Source organism: Acinetobacter sp. RRD8 (assembly GCF_031844225.1).
GTDB lineage: Bacteria > Pseudomonadota > Gammaproteobacteria > Pseudomonadales > Moraxellaceae > Acinetobacter.
Map to the genome: position 1 here is coordinate 131,842 of NZ_JAUZUU010000006.1, position 12,604 is coordinate 144,445.

General features: G+C 44.0%; 11 protein-coding genes and 2 tRNA genes. 8 read left to right on the forward strand and 5 right to left on the reverse strand.

Features of this window, described 5'->3' with window-relative positions; all coding sequences use genetic code 11:
- The first annotated feature begins 117 nt into the window (after window positions 1-117).
- From Q9R24_RS08370 to Q9R24_RS08390, 5 genes are all read left to right on the forward strand, one after another.
- On the forward strand, window positions 118-1,482 hold the full coding sequence (locus Q9R24_RS08370; protein ID WP_311204036.1) for an MFS transporter: 1,365 nt from the start codon (window positions 118-120) through the stop codon (window positions 1,480-1,482).
- A gap of 51 nt (window positions 1,483-1,533) precedes the next feature.
- On the forward strand, window positions 1,534-2,121 hold the full coding sequence (ssb, locus tag Q9R24_RS08375) for a single-stranded DNA-binding protein (RefSeq protein ID WP_004281391.1): 588 nt from the start codon (window positions 1,534-1,536) through the stop codon (window positions 2,119-2,121).
- Window positions 2,122-2,432: 311 nt separating this feature from the next.
- On the forward strand, window positions 2,433-2,996 hold the full coding sequence (gene ahpC, locus Q9R24_RS08380) for an alkyl hydroperoxide reductase subunit C (RefSeq protein WP_004278673.1): 564 nt from the start codon (window positions 2,433-2,435) through the stop codon (window positions 2,994-2,996).
- Between the two features lie 621 nt (window positions 2,997-3,617).
- On the forward strand, window positions 3,618-4,925 hold the full coding sequence (locus Q9R24_RS08385; protein WP_311204037.1) for an FAD-dependent oxidoreductase: 1,308 nt from the start codon (window positions 3,618-3,620) through the stop codon (window positions 4,923-4,925).
- A gap of 3 nt (window positions 4,926-4,928) precedes the next feature.
- Complete coding sequence (locus Q9R24_RS08390) at window positions 4,929-5,777, forward strand: class I SAM-dependent methyltransferase (protein WP_311204038.1); 849 nt, start codon at window positions 4,929-4,931, stop codon at window positions 5,775-5,777.
- Between the two features lie 76 nt (window positions 5,778-5,853).
- Here Q9R24_RS08390 and Q9R24_RS08395 read toward each other — a convergent pair.
- From Q9R24_RS08395 to Q9R24_RS08405, 3 genes are all read right to left on the reverse strand, one after another.
- Window positions 5,854-5,929: transfer RNA gene (locus Q9R24_RS08395), tRNA-Thr, on the reverse strand.
- A 204-nt stretch (window positions 5,930-6,133) separates the two neighbouring features.
- On the reverse strand, window positions 6,134-6,361 hold the full coding sequence (locus tag Q9R24_RS08400) for a hypothetical protein (protein ID WP_004647282.1): 228 nt from the start codon (window positions 6,359-6,361) through the stop codon (window positions 6,134-6,136).
- A 459-nt stretch (window positions 6,362-6,820) separates the two neighbouring features.
- Window positions 6,821-6,911 (reverse strand) — tRNA-Ser (locus tag Q9R24_RS08405).
- Between the two features lie 121 nt (window positions 6,912-7,032).
- Between Q9R24_RS08405 and Q9R24_RS08410 the strand changes: the two genes are divergently transcribed.
- Window positions 7,033-8,913 (forward strand): potassium transporter Kup, encoded by a 1,881-nt coding sequence (locus Q9R24_RS08410; RefSeq protein ID WP_005105382.1) that lies wholly within the window; start codon window positions 7,033-7,035, stop codon window positions 8,911-8,913.
- Between the two features lie 74 nt (window positions 8,914-8,987).
- Here Q9R24_RS08410 and Q9R24_RS08415 read toward each other — a convergent pair whose 3' ends face one another.
- A complete protein-coding gene (locus Q9R24_RS08415; RefSeq protein ID WP_253173731.1) occupies window positions 8,988-9,641 on the reverse strand; it encodes a hypothetical protein in 654 nt (217 codons plus the stop codon).
- 264 nt (window positions 9,642-9,905) lie between these two features.
- Here Q9R24_RS08415 and Q9R24_RS08420 point away from each other — a divergent pair, with 264 nt between their 5' ends.
- Both Q9R24_RS08420 and Q9R24_RS08425 read left to right on the forward strand, forming a co-directional pair.
- Complete coding sequence (locus tag Q9R24_RS08420; RefSeq protein ID WP_311204039.1) at window positions 9,906-10,988, forward strand: DNA/RNA non-specific endonuclease; 1,083 nt, start codon at window positions 9,906-9,908, stop codon at window positions 10,986-10,988.
- Window positions 10,989-11,067: 79 nt separating this feature from the next.
- The gene (locus Q9R24_RS08425; RefSeq protein ID WP_005105385.1) at window positions 11,068-11,313 is read left to right on the forward strand and encodes a hypothetical protein; all 246 of its coding nucleotides are present in this window, start codon (window positions 11,068-11,070) and stop codon (window positions 11,311-11,313) included.
- 276 nt (window positions 11,314-11,589) lie between these two features.
- On the opposite strand, the gene Q9R24_RS08430 is transcribed toward Q9R24_RS08425, so the two are convergent.
- Window positions 11,590-12,600 (reverse strand): AraC family transcriptional regulator, encoded by a 1,011-nt coding sequence (locus tag Q9R24_RS08430; protein WP_168730628.1) that lies wholly within the window; start codon window positions 12,598-12,600, stop codon window positions 11,590-11,592.
- Between the last annotated feature and the right edge of the window lie 4 nt (window positions 12,601-12,604).

Below are 12,604 nucleotides of genomic sequence, written 5' to 3' on the forward strand. Positions count from 1 at the left end.
GCTTTTTTTGTTTTTAGATTGGCATCATCTTTATTTCAAATAAAATTCATGTCTTATTAATGAGCTGAATGTCCTATAATCTGGGCTCCAGATTAATTAACCCAATCGCCATAATTTATGATGAATGCTTTAGAACGTCGTTCAACCTTTGCCCTGAGCAGTATTTTTGCACTGCGCATGCTGGGGTTGTTTATGATTATCCCGGTGTTTTCTGTGGCAGGGCAGGCATATCAATATGCGACGCCTGCACTGATCGGTTTGGCGGTCGGGGTCTATGGTCTGACCCAGGCACTGTTACAGATTCCATTCAGCCTGATTGCGGATCGTTACAGCCGTAAGCCACTGGTGGTTTTAGGGCTGCTATTATTTGCGCTGGGCGGTGCGATTGCGGCCATGTCGGACACCATTTATGGCGTGATTATCGGCCGTGCAATCGCTGGCGGTGGTGCGGTATCGGCTGTGGTGATGGCACTGCTGGCAGATGTCACCCGTGAAGAAAACCGTATGAAAGCCATGGCAATGATGGGCATGAGTATCGGCCTGTCCTTTGTGGTGGCCTTTAGTCTGGGGCCTTGGCTAACGGGTCTGGTGGGCATCTCGGGATTATTCTGGGTGACTACGGTGATGGGCCTGGCGGCGATTGCCATGCTGTTGATGGTGCCGAAAGTCACGCGGCATCATCAAAACTTTCAGCAGGGCTATCTGGCACAGTTGAAACAGGTAATCAAAATCGGGGATCTGAATCGTCTGCATGTGTCGGTCTTTACCCTGCATTTATTGCTCACCGCCATGTTTATCTATGTGCCTTCACAGCTGATCGAATTTGCTGATCTGCCACTTTCCAGTCATGGCTGGGTATATTTGCCGCTGTTGGTACTGAGCCTGTTTTTTGCTTTTCCGAGTATTATCCTGGCAGAAAAATACCACAAAATGCGGGCGATTTTTCTGGTGGCCATTATCGGTATTATTCTGGGTTTAATGGTGATGGCATTTGGTTTTGAATCCAAATATGTCTTGCTGATTGGTTTAGGGTTGTTCTTCATTGCCTTTAATGTGATGGAAGCCCTGTTGCCGTCTTGGTTGTCGAAAGCGGCACCGATCCAGTCCAAAGCGACGGCAATGGGCGTAAATGCCAGCAGCCAGTTTTTAGGGGCTTTCTTTGGCGGTATGATTGGCGGACAATTGCTGCTGCTAAACAATACCTCGATGGGCTGGAGTATCCTGACAGGAATCGCGATCATCTGGCTGCTGATGAGTTTTGGCCTGGCTCAGCCACGCTATCTGTCATCGCTGGTACTGCGATTGCCGGAAAGCAGACAAACTGACGAATGGACTTCTCAGCTTTTGGCGATTCGTGGTATTGAAGAGGTCGTGGTGATGTCTGAACAGCAAGTTGCCTATGTAAAAGTCGATAAACAGCAGATTGATGATGCTTCGCGACAACAATTAACGCACTTGTTAGGTAAAGAGGTAGCCATTTAAGCATAACTCTTATAAAGTAAAATACAGAAATATATAGGAAGTAAACGGCAAATGCGTGGTGTAAATAAAGTTATTTTAGTGGGTACTTTGGGTAAAGATCCGGAAACCAAAACTTTTGCAAATGGTGGCTCTCTCACTCAATTCTCGATCGCAACCAGCGATTCGTGGACAGATAAAAGTACCGGTGAACGTAAAGAACAAACGGAATGGCACCGTATCGTGTTGCATAACCGTTTAGGTGAAATTGCGCAGCAATATCTTCGTAAAGGCTCAAAAGTATATATTGAAGGTTCATTACGTACCCGTCAGTGGACTGACCAGAATGGTCAGGAACGCTATACGACAGAAATCCGTGGTGAGCAAATGCAGATGCTAGACTCTAGCCGTCCTCAAAACGATCAGGGCGAGAGCAGCTTTAACCAGCCACGCTTTAATAACAATAATCAGGCGAACAACAACCAAGGCGGTTATGGCAATAACCCGCAATCGGGTTATGGTTCAGCGCCACAGCAAGGCGGTTTTAACAACAATCAGGGCGGCGGTTATGGCAACAATAACCCGAGTGGTTTTGCGCCGAAATCTGCACCTGCTCCAACAGCAGCGCCTGCAGCAGATCTAGATGATGACTTACCATTTTGATTTATCAGAACGGTAAATTATCATTAAAACCCACCTGAATACGGTGGGTTTTTTATATCCTCGAGATTTATATTAAGTTTGAATAAAGCCCGACTTATTAAAAGAATCATAAATCTTAAAACATCAGGTTGCTTTTGATGGGGACAACTCTGCATCGAGAAAATAAATAAGATAATAAATACCGATAGAAATTTATGATCTAAAAAAGCGATCATTTTTATAAAAACTTGCGGTTTTACCTATTTTAAAATTTTTCGTATTCTAGCTTCACAAGATAAGCAATCCCAGAAATAAGCCAGAGGAAATATCTCATGAGTTTAATCAATACTGAAATCAAACCATTCAATGCAACTGCTTACCACAATGGTCAGTTCATCGAAGTTTCTGAGCAAGACCTGAAAGGTAAATGGTCAGTGGTGTTTTTCTATCCTGCAGATTTTACCTTTGTTTGTCCAACTGAATTAGGCGATCTTGCTGATCAGTATGCTGAATTCCAGAAAATGGGTGTAGAAATTTATGGCGTGTCTACCGATACTCATTTCACCCATAAAGCTTGGCATGATACCTCTGACGTGATTGGTAAAATCCAGTATCCATTGATTGGTGATCCAACCTGGACTTTGTCTAAAAACTTCGAAGTATTGATTGAAGCCGAAGGTCTGGCAGATCGTGGTACTTTCGTGATTGATCCAGAAGGTAAAATCCAGATCATTGAAATCAACGCGGGTGGTATCGGCCGTGATGCACAAGAGCTTCTGCGTAAAGTGAAAGCTGCACAATATGTACATGCGCACCCAGGTGAAGTTTGTCCGGCAAAATGGAAAGAAGGTGAAGCAACACTTGCTCCATCAATCGACCTGGTGGGTAAAATCTAATTCAAACCTAGTTCTTTGAAGCAAAAAATCCAGCACAAGTTGCTGGATTTTTTATTTTTTTAGTTTAGAGATTTATGAATTCTAGACAAAAACATCATGCCATTTGATTTCTATTTGAGAACAAAATGAGAATTGAGGAATTGCACTCTATACTTTTTAAGCGGCTTATGCGAGGCAATCAAGTAAGCGCAATACCCTGCTGCATGATTGACTAGGCCTGAAAACAAAGAAGCCTCTGCTTTCGCAGAGGCTTTTATTTTATAAGGCGCTGTAGTTTCTTGTCGTTTTAAACAATTTTCGCATAAACGCATCTGAATGGAACCGGATGAATTTATGGTTTTCTTATGCTGCGAATCATAGGTATTTAAAAAGTATTTGTCAACCAAGGATTATAAAAATGGTTAATTAAATTATTTGTTTTTAAAGCGAATTTTCAAGTTTTTAGATAAAAATATGAATAAAATCTTAGATTTGATGGAATTTTAACTAAGGCAGAAAAATGAATAAAAAGCAGGTGAAATTGAACAAAAAGGCCTTTACGAAAAACATATATTCTGGAAGATTTTAATAACCTGTTTGATTGGCGCATGGTACATAATTTCTGTAGTTTTTCAATGACGGATGATCAGTTTGGATATCGCAGTAATTGGTAGTGGCATGGCCGGACTGGCTACAGCCAGAATTCTCCAGGACGCAGGGGATCACATCACGATTTTTGAAGCACTTCCAGGTCGCGGCATGGACAGTCATAGCCTTGAATTTGAAGGGGGCCTGATTGACGCACCTTTACGTGTGATGAACCCCTATCTGTGGAAAAACACCCTGAGTCTAGCCACACATCTGGGCATTAAAACTTATCCGGTGCGGACCTATATGGCCTGCAGCTGGTTATTTGAAGATAAAACTGAAACCTGGCTGACCACATCGCGTAGCCGAATTGGCAATATCCCGATCATCAATAACCGGAAAGGCCTGCAACAATATGGCTGGCGTCTGGTCAAAGGCCTGTTGCAGTTAAAAGTTGCATTGACCAAATTCTTTAAATCGAAAAATCAGGACATCAGCCTGGCAGAATTTATCAATCGTAACGAGATTGAAGAAGTGTTCTGGCACGGTGCGGTGATGCCGGTGCTATATACCATCTGTACCTGCAATCCGAAAACCATTGGTGAATGGCCAGCTAAACCGTTGTTAATTTTTCTGCGTCAATTAACCGATGGCGATGCTTTACTGCGTCTGCAAGGCGGTACACCGGCACTGGTCGACAAGCTGATTGAAGGCATTCAGATTGAAGACGGTTCAGCAATTACACTGGTACAAGAGCAGGGCGATCAGGTCAAAGTGGAAAATGCGGCCGGTTATTCAAAACTGTTTGACCGGGTGATTGTCGCAACACCGACCACCAAAATTGAGCAATTCCTGGATCCGGTACAGTTTGCCAGTGAAATTGAATTATTGAAGAAATTCAAATTCGAACAAGGCGAACTGGTGATTCATACCGATGCCAGCGTAATGCCGCCAAAACGTAAAGACTGGGCCGTACTCAGCTATATGATGGACCGTAAATTTACCCGTCAGCAATTTACCGTGTGGCTTAACTCGATTGAACCTTCTTTGGTCGGCAAGTCGGCCGTGTTTCAGACCTGGCGTCCGGTAACCGACATTGATCCGAAGAAAGTGATCAAATCGGTCATGCTGACGCGTGCAGTGGTCGATGCCAATACCGTGGCACTGAATAAGGAATTGCAGCAACGTCATCTGGATGCCAACCGTAAGGTCTTCTTCTGTGGCTCATGGTCATGTGACGGTTTGCCAATTCTGGAATCGGCAGTGACTTCAGCGATGAAAATTGCAGAAATCTTTGGTGCGCCTTTACCATTTCAGGGTTTAAAACCTGTGGTCGAGGTTGCTCCGCAACTGGGTTATTAATCCATGCAATGGCTTCAGGCACTGCGTCAGCGTCTTCCCCAGCACAAGTATGCAATCGATGCCGCTATGTTGGGCGATCATGCACAATTGCCCTGGAGCAATTTAGGGTATTGGCAAGCAGGTCAGCAGGATTATGCGGCTGCCTGTCGAATGCTCGCCGATCACCTTGCGCAATCTGTAAATTTAAATTCAAAAGATAAACTGCTGGATTTAGGCTGTGGTCAGGGCGCCAGCTTGCTGTACTGGCAACAACACTATCAGGTGCAATATCTGGCTGGTGTCGAGCTACAGGCTGCTTGTGTAGCTAATATTCAGCAACATCTACCAGAACTGAATGCTATTTATCAGGCATCATTTTTGCGTTTAAAAGAATTGCCATTTTCCCAGCGTTTTGATGTGGTGCTGTGTCTGGATGCAGCTTATCACAGTCCTGTTCCTGTATTTTTGGAGCAGGTCCATAGTGTTTTAAATTCAAATGCGCGGATTGGTTTTCATCATCTGGTTTTGTCCGAGCGTTGGGAAAATTTAAATGCATTACCACGGCGTAAATATCAGTTTTTATTGAAATCTGCCGATGTGAATTTAAAAGATTTAATGACAGTGGGTGCATTATATGCCTGTCTGGATCGTTTTGAATTTAAAAATATCCAGATTCAGGATCTGTCCGAGCCGGTATTTTCAGGCTTTGCGGATTATGTGCAAAAAACTTTGAATTCAAAAGCATCAGATGATCAGGCTCAAGGTTCAAAACTGGATCATTTTAAAATTCAGATGACAGCGAAACTATGCCGAAAATTATATCAGGAAGGGATTGTGAGATATGTGCAAGTGACGGCACAATCGAAGCACTAGAAAGTGCAAGAAGACTCAGCTGAAAATACCAAAACCCAGAAACATCAAAGCCTCACTAAAAAGCGAGGCTAAGATATGGTGCCGGCACACGGATTCGAACTGTGGACCTACTGATTACAAGTCAGTTGCTCTACCAACTGAGCTATGCCGGCATGGTGGAGTGCATTTTACAGATTTTTTTTGGTCACGCAAGCCAAAAAATAACCGTTCAATCAGTTTCGGCAGGATTTGTTTATTTTGACCGGATGGATGAAAAGTTCTGTTTTTGACTATGTGCAAAGAAATGGCCCATATATGCAGATATGGGCGAGGGTGAAAGCATAGGATTTGCTATGAATATGAGTCGGTTGAAAGGTTTATCTGTTTTTCAGGATGCGATCTAATTCTTGTGCACATTCCTCTAAAGTAAAGGCCATATCAAACTGCATTTGAGGTTTGAGTTCTTGAGCGAGGCTTCTCCACTGTTCGATGAGTCTTAAGGCTTTTTGAATTTTATGTTTATTGATGTCCTTGGCAATGGTTGGGGTATAACCGCCACGTTTTGCATTTTTAATCTGTTTGGCATAGTTTGCGCTGTTATTCATGTTCGCTCTCCGAATAGCAGTGTATCTATTTTTTAACTTCAAATTTGAATGGCTCGCTTCACTTGGTTATTTCTTTCTATCCTTTGGTTTTTATTCTCCTTTTAGTTGATTTATAAGCAACATAACATAGCTTTGATGACAATAAAATTAAGCTATTTTTGTGCCAGTTTTTTTTTGAACACATAAATAAAAACCTGAAATAAATGGCGTACAGAAACTGCACAATTTATCAGTTTTTTGGCTGATGAAAAATGAAGATTTTTAAAAAATAGAATTAAGCGCAAGCATTGAATTAAAACAGGTTTTTATAAGCGATGAGGTGTGTAAATTCAATGATTTGCATAAGACGATGGATAACAATATTTTAAGATCTAAGCAGATGATTTTTTTTACTGATGGGATGATGGATAAAATTAAATATAAAAAAACCCGAATCATGTGATTCGGGTTTTTAAATTCTGGCGGTGAGAGAGGGATTCGAACCCTCGAAACGCTATAAACGTTTACACACTTTCCAGGCGTGCTCCTTCAGCCACTCGGACACCTCACCATAGGCCGAGGATAATAGCGAAAAAAACCAGCTGTGCCAAGCTGAAACAATTGATTTGCGGAAAAACTTTTAATGCGGTGCTATGATTCGCAAAAATGCTTGTTAAAAACGAAGACAATATATGCAAAGCACTGCACAAAAGGCAGCTCTCCCGGTGATTACACTGGCTGCGCTTGGGGTCGTTTTCGGAGATATTGGTACCAGTCCGCTCTATGCACTGCGCCAATGTTTCCTCACCGCACATCTTGCCATTAGCGAAGCTTCTGTACTCGGCATCCTGTCCCTGATTTTCTGGTGCATGATGCTTACCATCAGCTTTAAATATGTCATGGTAATCATGCGTGCTGATAACAACGGCGAAGGCGGGATCATGTCACTGTTGGCATTAAACCTGCGTACCACACGAATCTCTGATCAAAAGAAAATATTCCTGATTGCTTTGGGTTTTGTCGGCGCATCGCTATTTTTCGGTGACGGGATTATTACCCCGGCAATCTCCGTGCTCTCAGCCATTGAAGGCCTGAGTATTGCCACACCCATTTTCAATCAGTGGCTGGTGCCTTTATCCATCGGGATTTTGGCCGGGCTGTTTATGGTTCAGCGACACGGCACAGCCACGATGGGCAAGTTTTTTGGACCTTTAACCATGCTCTGGTTTTTGTCGATTGGCGGTTTTGGTTTGTGGAGCATCATCCAGACCCCGTTTGTACTCTGGATGGTGAATCCCTACTGGGCCTATCATTTTGTGGTCGATCAGCCCTATGTGGCTTTTCTGACCATGGGGGCGGTGATTCTGACCATGACTGGGGGTGAAGCGATTTATGCCGATATGGGGCATTTTGGCCGTCTGCCGATTCGTCTGGCCTGGTTCATTATTGTCTTGCCATGTTTATTGCTGAATTATGCCGGGCAAGGCGCCTTGTTACTGCGTAGTCCTGAAGCACTGGCGAATCCTTTTTATATGCTGCTGCCCGACTGGGCCTTATTTCCGATGATTGGACTGGCGACTGCAGCGGCGGTGATTGCCTCACAGGCGGTCATTACTGGGGTATTTTCTATGGTCAATCAAGCCATTCAATTGCGTTATTTGCCGCGCCTGTCAGTCAAGCATACCTCTGCATTGGAGCGTGGCCAGATTTATCTGCCTTTCATTAACTGGATGTTGTTTATCTCGGTGCTGATCCTGATTTTACTGTTTGAAAATAGTGCCAATCTGGCCAGTGCTTATGGCGTTGCGGTGACCATGACCATGCTCTGCGGCACCATTTTGATCTCGATTCTGGCCTATGGCTTCTGGCGTTGGCCGGTCTGGAAAGTAGCGTTATTTGCTGTACCATTCCTGGCACTGGATTTAGTCTTTGTGGCCTCAACGTCCTTGAAAATCGCTTCGGGTGGCTGGGTGCCAATTCTGATTGGTGCGGTACTGTTTACGATTCTCATGACCTGGAAAGACGGGCGTGCGTTGGTACTGAACCGGCTGGAACAGGATGCCTTGCCGATTGATCTGTTTATTAAAAGTATTTCGATGGGGGAAGGCACCAAGTTTGTGCCAGGCGATGCCATTTTCCTGACCGGTACACCAAATATTGTTCCGCATGCCATGTTGCATAATATTAAGCACAATAAGGTCTTGCATGAACGCAATATCATGTTGACGGTGATTACCCGGGATATTCCTTTTGTTGACAGGCAGGACCGGATTGAACTGGAAAAACTGAGTGAGCATTTTTACCGGGTGTTTATCTATTATGGTTTTAAGGATCAGCCGAATATTCCGGAAGCTTTACAACAGGCCTATGAGCAATGGGATTTTGAATATGACCTGATGCAGATCAGTTTCTTTATTTCACGTGAACGGATTATGCATACTGTGGGTGAGGGCATGGCACCATGGCGGGAAAAGCTGTTTATTTCTATGCAGCGCAATACCAGTCCGGTCAGTGATTTCTATCAGATTCCACCCAACCGTGTGGTTGAGCTGGGTACCCAGATTCAGATGTAAATAAAAAGCATAAAAAAACCAGAGGCACACTCTGGTTTTTTTATGAGAGAAACAATAAATAAATGAGCTTCAGATTATTGCTCAAGTTCTACCGCAGCAGGCACTTCAGGTGCAGCATTCAAAGGTTCTTCCATCAGCACTGGCTCTGCATCAGATTGAGCCGCAATTTCACTTTGTTCATTGCTCACATCTGCTTCAGTCACAGCCGCTTGTTGCTGTGCTTCAGGCATCGGTTGTTCTGAAGCAATAGCTGCTTGCTGTTGCTCTTCAGACATTGCTGGTACAGCTGCTTGTTGTTCTTCCAGTGCTTGTTGTGGTTGAGGCGTCGTCATAGACGTGCTGGCTTCTACTTCTGATTCAGTGGCTGGTTCAACCAGATTGGCCGGCACCTCTGCTTCATTCATACCTGGTTCTGTGACAGGTGGTTGAGGAGAAACAGTACCTGAATTTGGTGCCTGAGTCATTGCTGGATCATTGGGCATTGGTGCCTGTGTGTTTGGCATGGCTGGTTGCGGTGCTGCTGCACGCGGATCGACCAGACGGATCTGACCAGAATTCACCAAGCTTTCTAAAGAGGCTTCCTGACCATTCACCTTGGTACTAATTTTAGCTTTAGACAAGCTTTCAAGTGTTTCACCTGGTTGAACTGGTGGCTCGGCAAATGCCGCTACGCTCATCACACTTGTGAATAATCCTAAACCTAATGCTTTAGAGAGTTTGGAATTCATGATTGACACCATTGCTAATAATTTTACGAATTGAGATAGGCCGTTAGCTTTACACACTCAATCTACTGGGCCAAACAAAGCTACGCAAACACCGAGAAACCTCATTTAAAAAGAAATAAAATTAGACAGTTTGTTACAACTAGCCGGGGTTTTGGATACTTATTGTTTATTTAGTAAACGAATGGTAGGGCCAAGATATACTTCACTTATACAGCTTGTTAAGCTCGGTCAAAATCTGTATTGATCTAAAAAGTACGTGTAAGAATGGCCAAGAAGCAGCGTAAATCCAAGAACTCTTTTTCTCAGTTTTTAAATGATAATAGTATTAAAGTCATTCTGGGCGTGGTGGCTTCGAGCAGCTTCGCCATCGCTTTTGGTCAGGAAAAAATCAGTCAGTGGGTGTCACTATCCTCTTCCAGTGATTCTGCCTGTCTGAACCAGTTTTATCGGGATGTGCCGCCATATTTGATAAAAGACAGCCTGAAAAAAGACAGCTATTCACTGTGTTTTAATGGCTTTAATGTCGGTTATTCCGGGGTATCTAAAACGCCACTTTGGGTCGCAGAAGCCTTAACGCCAGCACGCTTAAGCCAGAAAATTCCCCGTGAAGATAATTTTCATGAAGAAGATCGGGTCAGTGCGAAGCATCGTGCCACATTGGCGGATTATCGCGGTTCAGGTTATGACCGCGGTCATATGGCGCCGAATGCGGATATGCCTAACAAGGCTGCGCAGTCTGACAGTTTTTCAATGGCCAATATGGTGCCGCAAGCGCCCAAGAATAATCAGCAAGTCTGGCGTGAGCTGGAAGAAGCCACTCGTGCCATTGTGACCAAGCAGAAACAGGATGTTTATGTGGTAACCGGGCCGGTCTTTGCCGGGAAGAAGCTGAAAACCATTGGCAATGGCGTGATTGTGCCAACCGCGGTCTATAAGGCGGTTTATATGCCGAAAACCGGTGCTATTGGTGCTTACTATGCACCGAATGACAATTCACTGAAAGTGCGTATTGTCAGTGTCTGCTATCTGGAAGAACAGCTTGGAATTAACCTGTTCCCGCAGCTTACCGAAGAACAGAAACGCAATACCTATAAGCTGCCACTGACTGGAAATGCCGTAAAAGCCAACCAGAAAATTGAATACTCTAATTGGGATGCAGAAAGTCAGTGTGCCAAAGAGGTTTCTGAAGAAAACCTGCAGGCATTACAACGCGAGTTTAAGTCTTCCGGTTCAAGCAGTTCGGCCTCCTCTGCGACTGGCGGTGCGATAGACAATGCAACGCAAGATGCCATTGTGAAACAGCTGATTGATGCCTTGTTGCAATATATTTTGCACCTGTTGAAATAAGCTTGCTGAAAAAACCGGGATTCGGGTAGCATCGACATCAGACGTTCATTGAAAATAACAAAGACAGGTAGAAGAGGATATGTTTAAAGCATTTGAAAATGGCAGCGAATCCCATGCCATTCATGATCTGACTTTGGAAAATGATCTGGACTGCGTCAGCCTGTATGGCAACTTGCAAATCACCAAGGATCAGCAGGGACTGAAAGTGGCCAAAGCCTTGCAGGCTTTTCTGAATGATGTGGTACAACAACTGGAAAACACGCAGGACTTGCCAGAAAAAATTCAGCGTGATGATCTGGATGAAATTGAAAATCCATTTTTATAAGCATTTTTAAGCGCGATGATCTGCATGCTCCATGTGAAACATGCAGAAAAATGGTATTTGGAAATCCTGGCTTTTTAGAGGGTTTTTATTAAAAAGCCTAATTTTCTGCTCCCACAATATCTCCAAACACCAGCCAGAACGTGCCGAGCAATTCGGGAAGATATCTACCCATATTTTAATTCCTTATTTTTCTATCTATCATCAGGTGATAGGGGACAGGGATTAAAATCGTCAACCCTGCTTGAAGCCCGTATATCAAACGAACATGCTGGTAGTTTAAGCAGCTGGCATATTCTGTTGGCGCCACTGCTGCGGTGTCAGCTGGGTCCATTGCTTAAAGGCACGCTGAAACGCACTTTGTTCAGAATAACCCAGTAACATGGCAGTCTCCTGCAAACTCAAGTGCGGATCTTTCAGATATTGCATAGCCAGCATGCAGCGAATCTCCTGCATACATTGCTGATAAGTTTTGCCCTGTTTTTGTAAATGGCGTTGTAACTGACGCACGGAAAAATTCATCTGCTCGGCAATATGTTTGATCTGGAACAGGTTTTTTTGCAGGCCAATTAGAATCGCCTGTTGCAGCTGCTGATCTACCAGAGTGGAGTACGGGAATTTTTCTAATAATGCTTTGGCCTGTTGCATCAGCAGTTTTTGCAAGGTCTGGTCGCCCTGTTTCAGTGGTCTGGACAGTTCACTGACATGCATCAATACCTGATTTCTCGCTTGAGAAAAGCGGACTTTACATCCGAAATACTGCTCATAGAGTGCAATATTTTTAGGCATTACATGCTGGAAATGAACTTCATATAACTGAACCCCGTGCGGGTTCTGAACATTGGCTTTTACGAATTCCGTCATTAGCGCAATCGCGATTTCATCGGTCAGTTGGGTATTCAGATGAAAGGGAACTTCAACCCAGCCAATCGACAGATAATCGCCTTGCCATTGCAGCTGAAGTGGGCCGCCATCATAAATCAGACGATGATAATCATGATAGCGCATAAAGGCTTCACCCAAGGTCTCACTTGAGAGTGCCAGATAGCCAATAATACCGAGGTGTTTAGCTTCAACCAGTTGGGCGATTTCCAGTCCTAACGCCGGTCGTTGCAGCTGTTGATCAAGCGTCGTTAACAAATCACGCCACAGGGCGAAATCAAAGCGTTCCAGATTTTGAATGGCCAATAATTTCTCAGGGACTTCAAGCTGTTTCAACTGATAATAGTCCAAAAGTAAATGTCCTAAACCACCGTATACTGAACCTACGTAGTTTTTTAGAACCAGCATTTTT

Excerpts from the sequence above, each read along its gene's own strand:
- Q9R24_RS08390 (WP_311204038.1), top strand. The coding sequence starts at position 4,929 with ATGCAATGGCTTCAGGCACTGCGTCAGCGTCTTCCCCAGCACAAGTAT.
- Q9R24_RS08425 (WP_005105385.1), top strand. The coding sequence starts at position 11,068 with ATGTTTAAAGCATTTGAAAATGGCAGCGAATCCCATGCCATTCATGAT.
- Q9R24_RS08370 (WP_311204036.1), top strand. The coding sequence starts at position 118 with ATGATGAATGCTTTAGAACGTCGTTCAACCTTTGCCCTGAGCAGTATT.
- ssb (WP_004281391.1), top strand. The coding sequence starts at position 1,534 with ATGCGTGGTGTAAATAAAGTTATTTTAGTGGGTACTTTGGGTAAAGAT.
- Q9R24_RS08430 (WP_168730628.1), bottom strand. The coding sequence starts at position 12,600 with ATGCTGGTTCTAAAAAACTACGTAGGTTCAGTATACGGTGGTTTAGGA.
- Q9R24_RS08420 (WP_311204039.1), top strand. The coding sequence starts at position 9,906 with ATGGCCAAGAAGCAGCGTAAATCCAAGAACTCTTTTTCTCAGTTTTTA.
- Q9R24_RS08385 (WP_311204037.1), top strand. The coding sequence starts at position 3,618 with ATGATCAGTTTGGATATCGCAGTAATTGGTAGTGGCATGGCCGGACTG.
- Q9R24_RS08415 (WP_253173731.1), bottom strand. The coding sequence starts at position 9,641 with ATGAATTCCAAACTCTCTAAAGCATTAGGTTTAGGATTATTCACAAGT.
- Q9R24_RS08410 (WP_005105382.1), top strand. The coding sequence starts at position 7,033 with ATGCAAAGCACTGCACAAAAGGCAGCTCTCCCGGTGATTACACTGGCT.
- ahpC (WP_004278673.1), top strand. The coding sequence starts at position 2,433 with ATGAGTTTAATCAATACTGAAATCAAACCATTCAATGCAACTGCTTAC.
- Q9R24_RS08400 (WP_004647282.1), bottom strand. The coding sequence starts at position 6,361 with ATGAATAACAGCGCAAACTATGCCAAACAGATTAAAAATGCAAAACGT.